Source organism: Citrobacter sp. Cpo074, from assembly GCF_030332745.1.
In the GTDB taxonomy this organism is placed as follows: domain Bacteria; phylum Pseudomonadota; class Gammaproteobacteria; order Enterobacterales; family Enterobacteriaceae; genus Citrobacter; species Citrobacter portucalensis.
In genome coordinates, this window is sequence record NZ_JAOWHG010000033.1 from 174,810 (window position 1) to 190,973 (window position 16,164).

General features: G+C 52.1%; 18 protein-coding genes and 1 riboswitch. Of the genes, 14 read left to right on the forward strand and 4 right to left on the reverse strand.

Annotated elements, in window-relative coordinates:
- Nucleotides 1–10: 10 nt before the first annotated feature.
- The 4 genes from cbiB to pduF all read right to left on the reverse strand — a co-directional run bounded on the left by cbiB (nt 11) and on the right by pduF (nt 4,866).
- On the reverse strand, nt 11–970 hold the full coding sequence (gene cbiB, locus OGX83_RS15195; protein ID WP_286588421.1) for an adenosylcobinamide-phosphate synthase CbiB: 960 nt from the start codon (nt 968–970) through the stop codon (nt 11–13).
- Complete coding sequence (locus OGX83_RS15200) at nt 967–2,346, reverse strand: cobyrinic acid a,c-diamide synthase CobB (RefSeq protein WP_204192293.1); 1,380 nt, start codon at nt 2,344–2,346, stop codon at nt 967–969. Before OGX83_RS15200 ends, cbiB begins: the two co-directional genes overlap by 4 nt.
- An 88-nt stretch (nt 2,347–2,434) precedes the next feature.
- Nucleotides 2,435–2,609: riboswitch (cobalamin riboswitch) on the reverse strand.
- Between the two features lie 332 nt (nt 2,610–2,941).
- Complete coding sequence (gene pocR / locus OGX83_RS15205; protein ID WP_003834122.1) at nt 2,942–3,853, reverse strand: transcriptional regulator PocR; 912 nt, start codon at nt 3,851–3,853, stop codon at nt 2,942–2,944.
- A gap of 203 nt (nt 3,854–4,056) precedes the next feature.
- Nucleotides 4,057–4,866, reverse strand: a complete 810-nt coding sequence (gene pduF, locus OGX83_RS15210; RefSeq protein ID WP_286588425.1) for a propanediol diffusion facilitator PduF — start codon at nt 4,864–4,866, stop codon at nt 4,057–4,059.
- 525 nt (nt 4,867–5,391) lie between these two features.
- Between pduF and pduA the strand changes: the two genes are divergently transcribed.
- Genes pduA through pduP form a run of 14 tightly spaced genes read left to right on the forward strand, consistent with a single transcriptional unit; the run spans nt 5,392 to nt 16,155 of the window.
- The gene (gene pduA / locus OGX83_RS15215; protein ID WP_003030255.1) at nt 5,392–5,673 is read left to right on the forward strand and encodes a propanediol utilization microcompartment protein PduA; all 282 of its coding nucleotides are present in this window, start codon (nt 5,392–5,394) and stop codon (nt 5,671–5,673) included.
- Nucleotides 5,673–6,485 carry a propanediol utilization microcompartment protein PduB gene (pduB, locus tag OGX83_RS15220; RefSeq protein ID WP_003834129.1) on the forward strand — a complete coding sequence of 271 codons (813 nt, stop codon included), beginning with the start codon at nt 5,673–5,675 and terminating at the stop codon, nt 6,483–6,485. The genes pduA and pduB overlap by 1 nt, the downstream gene beginning before the upstream one ends.
- A gap of 18 nt (nt 6,486–6,503) precedes the next feature.
- Nucleotides 6,504–8,168, forward strand: a complete 1,665-nt coding sequence (pduC, locus tag OGX83_RS15225; protein ID WP_003030249.1) for a propanediol dehydratase large subunit PduC — start codon at nt 6,504–6,506, stop codon at nt 8,166–8,168.
- Between the two features lie 10 nt (nt 8,169–8,178).
- The gene (gene pduD / locus OGX83_RS15230) at nt 8,179–8,853 is read left to right on the forward strand and encodes a propanediol dehydratase medium subunit PduD (protein WP_003834131.1); all 675 of its coding nucleotides are present in this window, start codon (nt 8,179–8,181) and stop codon (nt 8,851–8,853) included.
- A 14-nt stretch (nt 8,854–8,867) separates the two neighbouring features.
- A complete protein-coding gene (gene pduE / locus OGX83_RS15235; RefSeq protein ID WP_103285490.1) occupies nt 8,868–9,386 on the forward strand; it encodes a propanediol dehydratase small subunit PduE in 519 nt (172 codons plus the stop codon).
- A gap of 15 nt (nt 9,387–9,401) precedes the next feature.
- A complete protein-coding gene (locus OGX83_RS15240) occupies nt 9,402–11,234 on the forward strand; it encodes a diol dehydratase reactivase subunit alpha (protein ID WP_286588428.1) in 1,833 nt (610 codons plus the stop codon).
- Nucleotides 11,224–11,574 carry a glycerol dehydratase reactivase beta/small subunit family protein gene (locus OGX83_RS15245; RefSeq protein ID WP_136392085.1) on the forward strand — a complete coding sequence of 117 codons (351 nt, stop codon included), beginning with the start codon at nt 11,224–11,226 and terminating at the stop codon, nt 11,572–11,574. The genes OGX83_RS15240 and OGX83_RS15245 overlap by 11 nt, the downstream gene beginning before the upstream one ends.
- 19 nt (nt 11,575–11,593) lie before the next feature.
- Nucleotides 11,594–11,869: a propanediol utilization microcompartment protein PduJ gene (gene pduJ, locus OGX83_RS15250; RefSeq protein ID WP_001057752.1), complete on the forward strand. Its 276-nt coding sequence runs from the start codon at nt 11,594–11,596 to the stop codon at nt 11,867–11,869.
- A 24-nt stretch (nt 11,870–11,893) separates the two neighbouring features.
- Nucleotides 11,894–12,358: a BMC domain-containing protein gene (locus OGX83_RS15255; RefSeq protein WP_241177184.1), complete on the forward strand. Its 465-nt coding sequence runs from the start codon at nt 11,894–11,896 to the stop codon at nt 12,356–12,358.
- A complete protein-coding gene (locus OGX83_RS15260) occupies nt 12,358–12,990 on the forward strand; it encodes a phosphate propanoyltransferase (RefSeq protein ID WP_008785145.1) in 633 nt (210 codons plus the stop codon). Before OGX83_RS15255 ends, OGX83_RS15260 begins: the two co-directional genes overlap by 1 nt.
- The gene (gene pduM / locus OGX83_RS15265) at nt 12,987–13,478 is read left to right on the forward strand and encodes a microcompartment protein PduM (RefSeq protein ID WP_008785146.1); all 492 of its coding nucleotides are present in this window, start codon (nt 12,987–12,989) and stop codon (nt 13,476–13,478) included. The genes OGX83_RS15260 and pduM overlap by 4 nt, the downstream gene beginning before the upstream one ends.
- 3 nt (nt 13,479–13,481) lie before the next feature.
- On the forward strand, nt 13,482–13,757 hold the full coding sequence (locus tag OGX83_RS15270; protein ID WP_003030211.1) for a EutN/CcmL family microcompartment protein: 276 nt from the start codon (nt 13,482–13,484) through the stop codon (nt 13,755–13,757).
- 8 nt (nt 13,758–13,765) lie between these two features.
- Entirely contained in the window at nt 13,766–14,773 is a 1,008-nt protein-coding gene (pduO, locus tag OGX83_RS15275) for a two-domain cob(I)yrinic acid a,c-diamide adenosyltransferase PduO (RefSeq protein ID WP_032943899.1), read from the forward strand.
- Nucleotides 14,770–16,155, forward strand: a complete 1,386-nt coding sequence (gene pduP, locus OGX83_RS15280; protein ID WP_286588431.1) for a CoA-acylating propionaldehyde dehydrogenase PduP — start codon at nt 14,770–14,772, stop codon at nt 16,153–16,155. Before pduO ends, pduP begins: the two co-directional genes overlap by 4 nt.
- Nucleotides 16,156–16,164 lie beyond the last annotated feature (9 nt).

Here is a 16,164-nt window from a genome sequence, read left to right on the forward strand (position 1 = left end):
TATGTTGTCCTCAGGCTACACCGACCCACAGCCACCGCAGCGCAATAAACAGCGCCAGTGCCAGCGTCGATGCCACCCACATCAGTCGAATCGTATGGGAAATGTCGTCTACCGAAATGTCGCGTTGTGCATCACCGATCCACGGTTTCTCAACGCGCTCGCCAAAGTAGTCATTAGGACCACCCAGACGAATGCCTAATGCCCCGGCTACGGATGCCTCTGACCACGCACAGTTTGGGCTACTGTGGTTGTAGCGATCGCGCCAGCCAATCTGTAAAGCTCGCGAGCCGTCTTTACGGCATAAAAATGCCGCCACACCCAGCAGCAGCCAGCTCAGTCTTGCAGGAATAAAGTTCGCGACATCGTCCAGACGCGCGCTGACCATACCAATAGCGCGGTATTTTTCATGTTTGTAGCCCACCATGGAGTCAAGGGTGTTTACCGCTTTGTAGGCCATCGCCAGGGGCGCACCGCCGAGGAGGAGAAAGAACAACGGTGCGATAATGCCGTCTACGGTGTTTTCAGCCACGGTTTCCACCACCGCGCGATTGATCTGCTGCGGTTGCAGCTGTGAGGTATCACGCCCCACAATCCACGATAGTTTTTCCCGACTCTGAGCAAGGTCACCGGCCCGTAGCGGACGTTTGACATCCTGCGCGGCCTTTGCCAGGCAGCGTCCGGCCAGCACGGTAAAGATCATCCATACCTCTACCACCCACCCCAACCAGGGATGAATAGATTCTGCCAGTGCCAGCACGCCCCAGGACACAGCCCAGGTCAGACCAACCACCACAATCCACATCACCGCGCCGCCGATGCGCAGCGCACGGTCGCTATGGCAATAACGCCGAATAACTCGCTGCACGGCAGAAATCAGATTGCCAATCCAGCGCACCGGATGTGGCCAGTTCTGCGGATCGCCGATGATAAAATCAAGCAGCCAGGCAATACACCATGCAAGGATCGTCATAGCGCACTCCTCGCAGCTGCCAGCCAATGGTTAAGCATCTGCGGACGTTGAGCAAAATGAACGTGTAGATAGCTGGCGAAGGTGTTTCCGACCTGCCAGCCGCCGGACCAGGCTTGCAGAGTTTTACCATCGCGCACTTTGCGACAGTTCATCACCGCTGGCGTTTCAGGGGTAAAATCGGAGTAGTGGAATTCATGTCCGCGTAGCACTTCGCCTTCTGCAGCTAACAATGTTTGCTGCGCGGCCTGTGCTTCGCAGTAGCCAAATCGGGTCAGACGTTTCCCCATTTTGCTGTGGCCGGGAATGATATCCGCCATCAGCCAGGTATCGCCGTTGCTGTCCTCAAGCGAACTGCCGAGATACATCAGCCCGCCGCACTCTGCATAAATCGCGACGCCACGTTGATGTGCCTCTCGCAGTTGATTCAGCATCGAGACATTGCGAGCCAGCGCCGCAGCGTGTAGCTCTGGATATCCGCCGCCTAACCAGATCATCTGACAGTCCGGTAAACAGGTGTCGTGCAACGGGCTAAAACGGACAACTTTAAGCCCCGTACGTTCCAGCAGCGTAATGTTATCCGGGTAGTAGAAGTTGAAGGCTTCGTCATCGGCAATTGCAAGCGTTAGCCCTGCTCCGGCGTCTGCGGCAGGAAGCGCGGGCCATTCGGCAGCAGGAAGATTGGTTGACTGGCTTAATGTCAGAAGCGCGTCGATATCAAGGGTTTGCTCCAGCGTCGCGGCAAAAGCCTGCCACGGTTGCTGATTGATAACCGACTCACGTGCGGTTACTAAACCCAGATGACGTTCGGGAAGGGCAACACCCTCCATACGGGGTACGTAGCCCAAGACGGGTACATCGCAGTATCGTTCGATTGCGACTTTCAGTAACTGGTAATGCGTTTCGCTGTTAACCCGATTAACAATAACCCCGGCGATGTTCAGGGTGGAATCAAAATGCTGAAAACCCATTACCGTGGCGGCGATTGAAGTGGAAACGGCTTTGCCATCAACCAGTAAGATGACCGAACAGCCTAACTGTTTAGCCATCGCGGCGGTGCTGCAGTAGTTTGGATCGGTACCATAGCCGTCATACAGCCCCATCACACCTTCAATAACGGCGATATCCGCATGTTGCATCTGCTCGTTGAATAGAGCGTTCAGCGTGGGGACGGGAAGCATGAAGCTATCAAGATTGCGGGAAGCGGTACCGCATACCGCTGTATGCCAGCCGGTATCAAGGTAATCAGGACCCACTTTGCAAGGCTGGACGCGCAAACCGCGTTTTTTCAACAAGCTCAACAAGCCCAGCGTCACCGTGGTTTTACCACAGCCACTTCCGGTACCTGCAAGAACAAATGCGTGAAAATTGGCCGCCATACCCTGATCCTGTTCAGGGTGGTAGGGGTGTAGAGATACCCAGTCTCTCGACTGTATGCATCTGAACCACCCACTTCCCACCGAAGTTGTTGGTAGTCACTGACAGGCAGGTCTTCTGGCTTAGCGTCATCCTCACCCGTCCTTCCCAATCTTGCGATCAGTGGTCCATACGGGGTCGTCAGCATCACAGCAGCGGGGGCTGCGGGGGATTCTCACCCCCTTCCCTACCACAAATGTGGCAAACCTGTCAGTTCAAGAGCCTGGTTAATTAAGCTCTCTGTTATGAGGTAAATTCACGACCTCATGACAATAATTCAATTTAATATCTTTCCGAGTTCATTCAGCCAATTTTCTGGCCTTAACCCACTTATTCATACGTTCACTTTTTGAATGAAAGTATCAGCTAAGAATAAAGAAAGTCATTCACACAGACACTGTATCTCATCACAAAAATAAAAACTGGTGCAGTTTATCCCTCTAATACCATTATTTTGTTGCGCTATGACAATTTATTGACTGCTGTTGTCACATTTCATTTTATAATGACTAACATAGCGCCCGATATCAAAAATCGGCAATAGCAAAATATTGCTATTTAAGCGGATTCACCACGTGAAATGACATTTATTTGCTGGCGAAATGCCTGCGGCGTAACCTGATAGGTCTGGCGGAAAACTTTGCAAAAATAACTTGTTTGCGAAAAGCCTAAATTACGCGCAATGCTGGCTATGCTCCAGTCACTGTGACAAAGCAGCTCTTTGGCACTGGCCATTCTTTGCTGGTTTACCCATGCGTTAAAACCAATACCCTGATATTTTTTGAACAATTTGCTGAAATAGTACGGGCTAAGGAAAACATGAGAGGCAACATCTTCCAGACGTAGATCGTCTGATAAATGTGCATCAATATAGCGCAGGGCTTTTTTCATTTTACTGTCATGAGGGTTGGTACTACGGTTAGCGCGTACCGGCTCTGACTGCTGCGGGTTATCTTTGATAACAACAAAATTAAGTTGTTTCTTAAGGCAATTTTCGACAATGAGCTTGAGTAAATCCGCTGAAGCAATGACGCGAGAATAGTCCATTTCAGGTACATTACGGAACTCGTTTACCAGCTCTGGATCGGCTTGCCAGCGGTCATCGACGTTCAGAATATCAACGAGGCCTACATCGTTACTTAAGCGTACTTGTCCACAAAGCACGAACCCTACCAGGTGTCCCGCGATGACCAGCGGAATTGAGAAATCGGTAAGCCCGGCATGGCAGCGATAAATGCAGGGTTGATCGGATTTAGAGGCTTCCAACCCTCCACAGCGGTCGCTCATACGACAACGCGTACTATGCTGAGGATGCTGGCGCATCAACTGGCAAAAAGGAGTGAAATTAAAAAGCTCAGAAATTTCATCACCGTGAATATTGACAACCACAACAGCCAGACTGGTGGCCTGTGCAAAATCCTGTGCGATTTTATTAATGAGTTCTGAGTTCAGGGCACTCGCAGAAATCATGATAAAACCTCTCAGTTAATTTATTGTTATAAATAAAACATATTATTCACACATTCATTTTCATCTCGCGATCCAGCGCTCTGATGAAAGTCAGCATTGAACATAACAAAAGTCTCCCATTGTTGGGAGACTTTTTAAGCCGTTCAGGAAACCGGATCACGAAAACAGTTTTTACCTTTCAATAATAAACATCTTTCGTGAAGCTAGCTCTCGTTTTCCTCCAACTTACACGAATTACACGGTAAATTTTTGCCAATAAAATAACGATAAATTGCTGCGCCCGCACAGGCGCCGATGATGGGTGCCACAATCGGCACGATGAAATAAGGGATATCGCGCCCCCCGGTCATCGCAATATCACCCCACCCGGCCATCCAGGCAAACAATTTAGGACCAAAGTCACGTGCCGGGTTCATCGCAAAGCCGGTAAGTGGACCGGTTGATGCGCCGATAACAGCAACCAGAATACCAATCAGCAGTGGTGCTAACGGGCCTTTGGGAACACCGTTACCGTCGTCCGTTAGCGCCATAATCATCCCCATCAGAATGGAGGTAATCACCACTTCGACCAGTGCGGCCTGCCAGACACTCAGTGCGGCGGCAGGATACGTACTAAAAATGCTGGCAAGTTGCAGGCTTTCCAGACTACCGCGTACCATTTGATGGGCTGATTCATACTCAATAAATAAGCTGCCGTACAACAAATAGGCCAGCATAGCGCCACCAAAGGCCCCCGCTATCTGAGCGACAGAATAAGGTAGTACCTTACGACCCGGAAAACAGGCAAACAACCAAAGTGCGATGGTAATAGCGGGGTTAAGATGGGCCCCAGAAATCCCGGCTGTCAGGTAAACTGCAAGCGAGATCCCCAAGCCCCATATGATGCAGATCTCCCACAATCCCAAACTGGCACCCGCGACCTTCAGGGCGCTCAGGCACCCAATACCAAAAAACAAAAATAGCCCGGTACCCAAAAACTCAGCAATACATTGCGCTCTTAGTGAATCGTTCATTGTGACACCTTCTAAGCAGAGTTCGTGTCTTTACCAGCGGACTCCTTGCTGGCAGGAAGATTACTTCAAGGCTTACTATAAAAATCTGTATCGGCAAATTGTTGGCAATCTGCAAGCGACATGCCCTTAAAAATCGTGTTGTGATAGCAAATTCTTGCTATCACCATTATTAAAGCAGGCGGTAAAACGAGGATTTACCCTATTAAAAGTACATTTTCAAAATAATAAAATATTGCGAAAAGCAGAATTCTATTTTCAAACGATCATCACAATTTCATTTTTCTCGCATAGCAAATGATATTTAAACTGTCACTCGGAAAAGTGTAAATATGGAATTAACATAACCAAATAGTCACATTACTTAAACTAAAAATAACCAACAAAAACAAATTGTTATGATGATATATAGCAATTTTATCTCACCATAACCCCACTATTTTTTCACTCTTACTTTCAACTCAGCCATTCTTTTTCCTCGCTTCTTTTTATAGTCATGAAAATCGGGACAACCCAGGCGAGGTCTTTATGCAACAAGAAGCGTTAGGAATGGTAGAAACCAAAGGCTTAACTGCAGCCATAGAGGCCGCAGATGCAATGGTGAAGTCAGCCAATGTAATGCTGGTCGGCTACGAAAAAATTGGTTCGGGGCTGGTAACAGTCATTGTCCGTGGCGATGTCGGCGCAGTCAAAGCAGCAACAGATGCAGGTGCCGCCGCAGCCCGTAATGTGGGAGAAGTGAAAGCCGTACACGTCATCCCACGCCCGCATACCGATGTAGAAAAAATCTTACCGAAGGGAATTAGCTAATGAGCAGCAATGAGCTGGTTGAACAGATCATGGCGCAGGTGATTGCTCGCGTGGCAACGCCGGAACAGCAGGCTATCCCTGAAAATAATCCTCCAACACGAGAAACGGCTATGGCAGAGAAAAGCTGCAGTTTAACGGAGTTTGTCGGTACCGCGATTGGCGACACCGTCGGTCTGGTAATCGCCAACGTAGACAGCGCCCTACTGGACGCGATGAAACTTGAAAAACGGTATCGCTCCATTGGCATCCTTGGCGCCCGTACTGGCGCAGGCCCGCACATCATGGCCGCCGATGAAGCGGTAAAAGCCACCAATACTGAAGTCGTCAGTATTGAGTTACCACGTGATACCAAAGGCGGCGCAGGTCATGGCTCGCTGATTATTCTTGGTGGCAACGATGTTTCCGACGTGAAACGCGGCATTGAAGTCGCACTGAAAGAACTGGATCGCACCTTTGGCGATGTTTATGCCAACGAAGCCGGTCACATCGAAATGCAGTACACCGCACGCGCCAGCTACGCGCTGGAAAAAGCCTTTGGCGCACCGATTGGCCGTGCCTGTGGCGTTATCGTCGGCGCGCCAGCATCCGTTGGTGTCCTGATGGCCGATACGGCCCTGAAATCCGCCAACGTGGAAGTTGTGGCCTACAGCTCCCCTGCCCATGGCACCAGCTTCAGTAACGAAGCCATTCTGGTTATTTCGGGTGACTCTGGCGCTGTTCGTCAGGCCGTTATCTCCGCCCGTGAAATCGGTAAAACCGTACTCGGGACCCTCGGCTCAGAGCCGAAAAACGATCGTCCGTCCTACATCTGATATCAGTGAGGCTGATTCATGAGATCGAAAAGATTTGAAGCACTGGCGAAGCGCCCTGTGAATCAGGATGGTTTCGTTAAGGAGTGGATCGAAGAAGGCTTCATTGCGATGGAAAGCCCGAACGACCCCAAACCGTCGATTAAAATCGTCAACGGTACAGTCACTGAACTGGACGGTAAATCCGCCAGTGAATTTGACTTAATCGACCATTTCATTGCCCGCTATGGCATTAACCTGGCGCGCGCTGAAGAGGTCATGGCGATGGACTCGGTCAAACTGGCCAATATGCTTTGCGACCCTAACGTGAAGCGCAAAGACATTGTGCCGCTGACCACCGCAATGACGCCGGCAAAAATTGTCGAAGTGGTGTCCCATATGAACGTCGTTGAGATGATGATGGCGATGCAGAAAATGCGTGCTCGTCGTACACCATCTCAACAAGCGCACGTCACTAACGTCAAAGATAACCCGGTGCAGATTGCCGCTGATGCCGCTGAAGGCGCATGGCGCGGGTTTGACGAACAGGAAACAACCGTTGCCGTTGCACGTTATGCGCCATTTAACGCCATTGCGCTGTTAGTCGGCTCACAGGTTGGACGCCCGGGCGTATTAACCCAGTGCTCGCTGGAAGAAGCTACCGAACTTAAACTCGGCATGCTAGGCCACACCTGCTACGCGGAAACCATCTCCGTCTATGGTACTGAACCCGTCTTTACCGACGGCGATGACACGCCATGGTCGAAAGGCTTCCTCGCCTCGTCCTATGCTTCCCGTGGTCTGAAAATGCGCTTTACCTCCGGCTCTGGCTCAGAAGTTCAGATGGGTTACGCCGAAGGCAAATCGATGCTTTATCTGGAAGCCCGCTGCATTTACATCACCAAAGCTGCGGGTGTACAGGGCCTGCAAAACGGTTCAGTAAGCTGCATCGGTGTCCCTTCCGCCGTGCCGTCAGGCATTCGTGCAGTGTTGGCTGAAAACCTGATTTGTTCCTCTCTGGATCTGGAATGCGCCTCCAGCAACGACCAAACCTTTACCCACTCGGATATGCGTCGTACTGCGCGTCTGCTGATGCAGTTCCTGCCGGGTACTGACTTCATTTCTTCTGGTTATTCCGCGGTGCCGAACTACGACAACATGTTTGCGGGTTCGAACGAAGATGCTGAAGATTTTGACGACTACAACGTTCTCCAGCGTGACCTGAAAGTAGACGGTGGTCTGCGCCCGGTTCGGGAAGAAGACGTTATCGCCATTCGTAACAAAGCGGCACGTGCGCTGCAGGCCGTCTTTGCCGGGATGGGATTACCACCAATCACTGATGAAGAAGTGGAAGCTGCGACCTACGCCCACGGTTCGAAAGATATGCCGGAACGTAACATCGTTGAAGACATCAAGTTTGCACAAGAGATCATCAATAAAAACCGTAACGGTCTGGAAGTGGTGAAAGCCCTAGCTCAGGGCGGATTTACCGATGTCGCTCAGGACATGCTCAACATCCAGAAAGCCAAGTTAACCGGGGATTACCTGCATACCTCCGCCATTATCGTTGGCGACGGACAGGTGCTATCCGCCGTCAATGATGTTAACGACTATGCCGGTCCGGCAACAGGTTATCGCCTGCAGGGCGAACGCTGGGAAGAAATCAAAAACATCCCTGGCGCACTTGATCCCAACGAGCTTGGCTAAGGGGTGAAAAATGGAAATTAATGAAAAACTACTGCGCCAGATAATTGAAGATGTGTTGTCTGAAATGCAGACCAGCGACAAACCCGTCTCTTTCCGCGCATCTACAGCGGCAAGCGCACCTCAGGCTGCGGCGACACAGGGAGACAGCTTTCTGACCGAGATTGGTGAAGCCAAACAAGGCCAGCAACAGGATGAAGTGATTATTGCCGTAGGGCCGGCGTTCGGGCTCTCGCAAACCGTCAATATCGTAGGTATCCCGCATAAGAATATCTTGCGCGAAGTGATTGCCGGTATTGAAGAAGAAGGTATTAAAGCGCGCGTTATTCGCTGCTTTAAATCCTCCGATGTGGCGTTTGTCGCCGTTGAGGGGAACCGTCTGAGCGGTTCCGGGATCTCTATCGGCATCCAGTCAAAAGGTACCACGGTTATCCACCAGCAGGGGTTACCGCCGCTTTCAAACCTGGAGCTGTTCCCTCAGGCACCGCTTCTGACGCTGGAAACCTATCGTCAGATCGGTAAAAACGCCGCGCGTTATGCCAAGCGTGAATCTCCGCAACCGGTCCCTACTCTGAATGACCAGATGGCCCGTCCTAAGTACCAGGCGAAATCAGCCATTCTGCACATTAAAGAGACCAAATACGTTGTGACAGGCAAAAACCCGCAGGAACTGCGCGTGGCGCTTTGATAAAGGATACCTCCATGAATACCGACGCAATTGAATCGATGGTTCGGGATGTGTTGAGCCGGATGAACAGCCTGCAAGGCGAGTCTGCGACTCCGCCCGCGGCGAGTTCATCAGCACATACCGCGAAAGTCACGGATTACCCTCTCGCGAATAAACATCCTGAGTGGGTAAAAACTGCGACCAACAAAACGCTGGACGACTTCACGCTTGAAAATGTTCTGAGCAACAAAGTGACCGCGCAGGACATGCGCATCACCCCTGAAACACTGCGCCTGCAGGCGGAAATCGCCAAAGATGCCGGACGTGACAGGCTGGCGATGAACTTCGAGCGTGCAGCCGAGCTAACCGCCGTTCCTGACGATCGCATTCTTGAGATCTACAACGCGCTGCGCCCGTACCGCTCAACAAAAGATGAGCTGATGGTTATCGCCGACGATCTCGAAAATCGTTATCAGGCAAAAATCTGTGCAGCTTTCGTTCGTGAAGCGGCAGCGCTGTACGTTGAGCGTAAAAAACTCAAAGGCGACGACTAACTCAGGGAAAGGATCATGCGATATATAGCTGGCATTGACATAGGCAACTCGTCAACAGAAGTCGCTCTGGCTACTCTGGATGAGTCTGGCGTGCTGAGCATCACTGGCAGCGCGCTGGCAGAAACCACCGGAATTAAGGGCACATTACGTAATGTGTTTGGCATTCAGGAGGCCCTTACGCTGGCGGCAAAAAACGTCGGTATCAATGTCAGCGATATTTCGCTCATCCGTATTAACGAAGCCACCCCGGTCATTGGCGACGTGGCGATGGAAACAATAACCGAAACCATCATCACTGAATCCACCATGATCGGCCATAACCCTAAAACACCGGGCGGCGTCGGGTTAGGCGTGGGCGTCACTATTACGCCGGAAGACCTTCTCAGCCGCCCGGCGGATACGCCCTATATTCTGGTGGTGTCATCGGCATTTGATTTCGCCGATGTCGCTACGATGATTAATGCCTCCGTCCGAGCTGGATACCAGTTAACTGGCGTTATTTTGCAGCAGGACGATGGCGTGTTGGTCAGCAATCGTCTGACTCACCCCCTGCCCATCGTCGATGAAGTCCTTCATATCGACCGAATCCCGTTGGGGATGCTGGCTGCCATTGAGGTCGCTGTACCAGGAAAGGTCATTGAAACCCTTTCTAACCCCTACGGCATTGCAACTGTCTTTGGCCTCAATGCCGATGAGACTAAAAACATTGTTCCGATGGCACGGGCGCTGATCGGCAACCGTTCAGCCGTGGTGGTGAAAACGCCGTCAGGTGATGTGAAAGCGCGAGCGATTCCTGCCGGAAATCTGGAGCTACAGTCTCAGGGTCGTACCGTACGGGTCGACGTTGCCGCGGGCGCCGAAGCGATTATGAAAGCGGTTGGTGAATGCCGAAAACTGGATAACGTGACCGGAGAAGCTGGCACCAATATTGGCGGTATGCTGGAGCATGTGCGCCAGACGATGGCTGAATTAACCAACAAACCCAGTCATGAAATTTTTATTCAGGATCTGCTGGCGGTCGATACCTCGGTTCCCGTCAGTGTGACGGGTGGACTTGCCGGTGAGTTCTCGCTGGAGCAGGCTGTCGGCATAGCCTCCATGGTGAAATCAGACCGCCTGCAAATGGCGATGATTGCCCAGGAGATCACGCAAAAGCTCAACATTGATGTCCAGGTTGGCGGGGCCGAAGCCGAAGCTGCCATTCTGGGAGCCTTAACAACTCCGGGCACAACACGACCACTGGCTATTCTGGATCTCGGCGCGGGTTCAACCGACGCTTCTATCATCAATCCTAAGGGCGAAATTATTGCCACGCACCTGGCAGGCGCAGGCGATATGGTCACGATGATCATTGCCCGTGAACTGGGTCTGGATGACCGTTATCTCGCTGAAGAAATTAAAAAGTATCCGTTGGCGAAAGTTGAGAGCTTGTTCCACCTTCGCCACGAAGACGGCAGCGTTCAGTTCTTCCCTACGCCTCTCCCACCAACGGTTTTTGCGCGCGTGTGCGTAGTGAAACCCGATGAACTGGTGCCACTGCCTGGTGAACTGGCGCTGGAGAAAGTACGGGCCATTCGTCGCAGCGCCAAGGAGCGCGTTTTCGTTACTAACGCACTCAGAGCGCTACGTCAGGTCAGTCCGACCGGGAACATTCGGGATATTCCCTTTGTGGTACTGGTTGGCGGCTCATCTCTGGATTTTGAAGTTCCACAGCTGGTCACCGATGCTCTGGCGCATTATCGACTGGTTGCCGGGCGCGGCAACATTCGTGGTACCGAAGGTCCGCGCAATGCGGTTGCGACAGGACTGATTCTCTCCTGGCATAAGGCATTCGCTCATGGAAAGTAATCTCACCACCCCAGCCATCGTTATCTTCACCAGTGCTGACTGTGCTGACGTCTGGAATGACGTACTGCTGGGTATTGAAGAAGAAGGGATTCCCTTTGTGATTCAGGAGAGTGGCTCAGCTGACGTTATCCACAACGCATGGTTGGCCGCCTGCCAGTCTCCATTGCTGGTCGGTATTGGCTGTAGCAGCGAAAAACTGGTCGTGCACTACAAAAACTTACCCACGTCAGCACCACTTTTTACGCTGACGTATCAACAAAATAGCCACGATCGCCGCAGCATTGGTAACAACGCTGCGCGGCTGGTTAAAGGCATTCCGTTCCGGGAATGCCACTCATAACCCACAGGAGAAAAGCAGTATGAATAACGCACTGGGACTGGTTGAAACAAAAGGGCTTGTCGGCGCTATTGAAGCCGCTGATGCCATGGTGAAATCCGCAAACGTGCAGTTGGTTGGTTACGAAAAAATCGGCTCTGGCCTTATCACCGTTATGGTTCGCGGTGATGTCGGCGCAGTGAAAGCAGCCGTAGATGCTGGAAGCGCAGCCGCAAGCGCCGTTGGTGAGGTGAAATCCTGCCACGTTATCCCGCGTCCGCACAGCGACGTTGAAGCCATTTTACCTAAATCCGCATAAGTCGTTGCAACCAAGGAGCACAGCGTGAAGCAATCACTGGGATTACTTGAAGTTAGTGGTCTGGCATTAGCCATCAGTTGCGCGGACGTCATGGCGAAAGCCGCCTCCATCACGCTGGTGGGCCTCGAAAAAACCAACGGCTCAGGCTGGACGGTGATCAAGATAATCGGGGATGTGGCCTCCGTCCAGGCGGCCATTTCCACCGGTGTCAGTTTCGCTGACCAGCGAGATGGACTGGTGGCGCACAAAGTCATTTCCAGACCCGGGGACGGGATCCTGTCGCATAGCGTTGTCCTGGAGCCTGAGCCAACGCCCGAACCCATACCAGCCGTACCGCATGAAAAGATATTTGTGGACCATGCAGCCCCCGAAGAGCCACAAGATGCAGAGTTGATTAGCTGCAATTTGTGTCTTGATCCTGCCTGCCCTCGTCAAAAAGGCGAGCCGCGCACGCTTTGTCTTCACTCTGGCAAACGAGGTGAAGCGTAATGGATAAACAGCAACTGGAGACCACTGTCGCTAAGGTTCTGGATGAAATGCGCGAGCGCCCGATTCCGCTGGGGATCTCTAATCGTCATATTCATCTGTGCGCTGAAGATTACGGTCGCTTGTTTCCCAATCACCCCATTAGTGAGAAAAAAGGGCTGTTGCAGCCAGGACAATATGCAGCAGAGCAGACTGTCACGCTGGTGGGGCCAAAAGGCCAGTTAAAAAATGTGCGTTTACTCGGCCCGCTGCGCAGTACCAGCCAGGTCGAAATTTCTCGTACCGACGCCCGCACGTTGGGAATTGCTGCTCCGCTGCGGATGTCGGGCAATATTCAGGGCACACCCGGTGTTCGTCTCGTCAGCCCATTTGCTGAACTGGACTTAGCATCTGGGGTGATCGTCGCCCAACGGCATATCCATATGTCGCCGCTCGATGCTCTGATTCTGCGGGTTTCCCATGGTGATAAAGTCTCGGTCGCCATTAATGGCGATGAACGTCGACTGATTTTCGATAACGTCGCCGTACGCGTTTCGCCGGATATGCGCCTCGAAATGCATATCGATACAGACGAAGCCAATGCTGCAGGCGCTGATAATCCCCAGGCATTCGCCACACTGGTGACCTCACGATGAACAACGAACTGCTGCAACGCATTATCGAGGAGGTTGTTTCCCGATTAAAAAAACGCGCGGAAAGCACGCTCACTCTTAGCGTCGCGCAGTTACGGGAAATCGATTCACGGACAGTATGCTGCCAGTACTCGTCGCTCCATCTCCAGCAAGTGGATCTGCCATTACTGGAGCAAATTGCCGAAGGCTGCCCAGCCAACATGTCGGTGGGAAAGATTCACGACGCGCTGGCATGCGGAGTCCGCGTGAAAATTTCACTACAACACCGATTGTTACCCGCAATCCCCGTGAAAAAACTCGCACGTCTGCCGCTGGAGTTCAATGACGAACGGGGACGAATCATCTTTTTGCATCCTGAGAAGCTTCTCAGCTATGCCGACGTCGCCCAATTAAGGGATGGCGTACTGGTGTTGCGCCGTCGGTGTGTCGTGACGGCTCTGGCTCAGGAAGCAGTCAGTCTGCGGAATGTCCAACTAATTAAGCAGGAGTGAGCTATGCATCTGGCCCGGGTTACAGGCGTTGTGGTTTCCACGCAAAAATCCCCATCACTGGTGGGAAAAAAACTGTTGCTGGTACGTCGGGTAAGTGCTGACGGAGAGCTTCCTGCCTCCCCTGTGAGTGGAGATGAAGTCGCTGTTGATTCTGTCGGCGCAGGGACCGGCGAACTGGTATTACTCAGCAGCGGATCCAGCGCCAGACACGTTTTTTCTGGCCCTAATGAGGCCATCGATCTGGCTATCGTCGGCATTGTCGACACGCTTTCTCGTTAGGAGGAACTATGGCGATTTATACCCGCACTGGTGATGCCGGAACAACAGCCCTCTTTACCGGACAGCGCGTGAGCAAAACGCATCCACGCGTGGAAGCCTACGGTACGCTGGACGAACTGAATGCGGCGCTAAGTCTGTGCGTTTGTGCAGCGAAAACCCCGCAGCACCGGCAGTTACTTGAAAATATCCAGCTGCAGCTTTTTTGGTTCAGCGCCGAACTGGCAAGCGAAAGCGAAGAACCAACGCCAGAGCAGCGCTACATCAGCTCAGAAGAAATTGCGGCACTGGAAGCGGCCATCGATACCGCAATGGGAAGAGTACCGCCCCTGCGCAGCTTTATTCTACCTGGCCGCAGCGAAGCCGCCAGCCGACTGCACTTTGCCCGTACGCTGGCACGCCGTGCAGAGAGACGACTGGTCGAACTCTCCACCGAGATATCCGTCAGACACGTGCTGATGCGTTATATCAATCGCCTGTCCGACTGCTTATATGCGCTTGCACGGGCAGAAGATCATGACGCCCATCAAAACGACATCATTCAGAAAGTGGCTGAGCGCTATCTCGCTGCCGTTCAAGCACCAGCCATAAAGGAGCCGACTATGTCTCTGTCTTTTCAGGAGCTCCACCAACTCACTCGCGCTGCGGTGACGAGAGCAGAAGAACTTCAGGTTCCGGTCGTCATTAGCATTGTTGATGCGAACGGGACCCAAACGGTGGTCTGGCGCATGCCTGACGCATTACTCGTGAGTAGCGAACTGGCACCCAAAAAAGCCTGGACTGCCGTGGCGATGAAAACCGCCACACATGAGCTGACATCGGCAGTGCAACCCGGCGCTGTGCTTTACGGTCTGGAAAGCCATATGCAGGGAAAAGTCGTCACCTTCGGTGGCGGGTACGCATTATGGCGTGAGGGTTTACTCCTCGGGGGTCTTGGCATCAGCGGAGGAAGCGTTGAACAGGATATGGACATTGCAGAAACGGCCATTGCGGCGATTAACGTGAGAACACATCAATGAATACTTCAGAACTTGAAACCCTTATTCGTAACATTTTGAGTGAGCAACTCGCCCCGGCAAAAGCAGAAGTTCAGGGTAACGGTATTTTTCCGTCCGTTGGCGAAGCTATCGATGCAGCGCATCAGGCTTTTCTGCGTTACCAGCAATGTCCATTGAAAACCCGCAGCGCCATCATAAACGCCCTACGCGAAGAACTGACGCCTCATCTTGCTTCACTGGCCGCTGAGAGCGCAGCTGAAACAGGAATGGGCAACAAAGAGGATAAATTCCTCAAGAATAAAGCCGCGCTGGACAACACTCCAGGAATCGAAGATCTCACTACCACGGCGTTAACCGGTGACGGCGGCATGGTGTTATTCGAGTATTCCCCATTTGGCGTGATTGGTTCTGTCGCCCCCAGTACTAACCCGACAGAGACCATTATTAACAACAGCATCAGCATGCTGGCGGCAGGGAATAGCGTTTACTTCAGTCCGCATCCGGGTGCTAAAAAGGTTTCACTCAAGCTGATTGCCATGATCGAAGATATTGCTTTCCGTTGCTGCGGAATTCGTAATCTTGTCGTCACGGTCACAGAACCCACTTTTGAGGCTACCCAGCAGATGATGGCGCACCCTAAAATCGCAGTTCTGGCGATTACCGGTGGCCCAGGTATTGTTGCTATGGGCATGAAAAGCGGGAAAAAAGTCATCGGCGCAGGCGCAGGAAATCCACCCTGCATTGTTGATGAAACGGCCGACCTGGTTAAGGCGGCAGAAGATATCATCAATGGCGCATCCTTTGATTACAACCTCCCCTGCATTGCTGAGAAGAGCCTGATTGTTGTTGATGCCGTTGCCGAACGACTGGTTCAACAGATGCAGTCTTTTGGTGCGATGCTTCTCAATAGCGAAGAGGTAGACAAACTGCGCGCTGTCTGTCTACCAGAAGGCATAGCCAATAAAAAACTGGTGGGTAAAAGCCCGGCAACCTTACTGGAAGCAGCAGGAATACCGGTTCCGGCAAAAGAACCTCGATTACTGACAGGCATCGTCAAGGCTGACGACCCGTGGGTTACCAGCGAGCAATTGATGCCAATGCTCCCCGTCGTAACGGTGAGCGATTTTGACAGTGCATTAACGTTGGCCCTGAAAGTTGAAGAGGGATTGCATCACACCGCCATTATGCATTCGCAAAATGTGTCACGTTTGAACCTTGCCGCGCGCACGCTTCAGACCTCCATCTTTGTGAAAAATGGCCCCTCTTACGCCGGGATCGGCGTTGGTGGCGAAGGTTTTACAACCTTCACTATTGCGACGCCAACCGGTGAAGGAACAACATCTGCGCGCACTTTCGCACGCTCTCGTCGTTGCGTGCTGACAAACGGTTTTTCTATTCGCTAATGGGGCCGT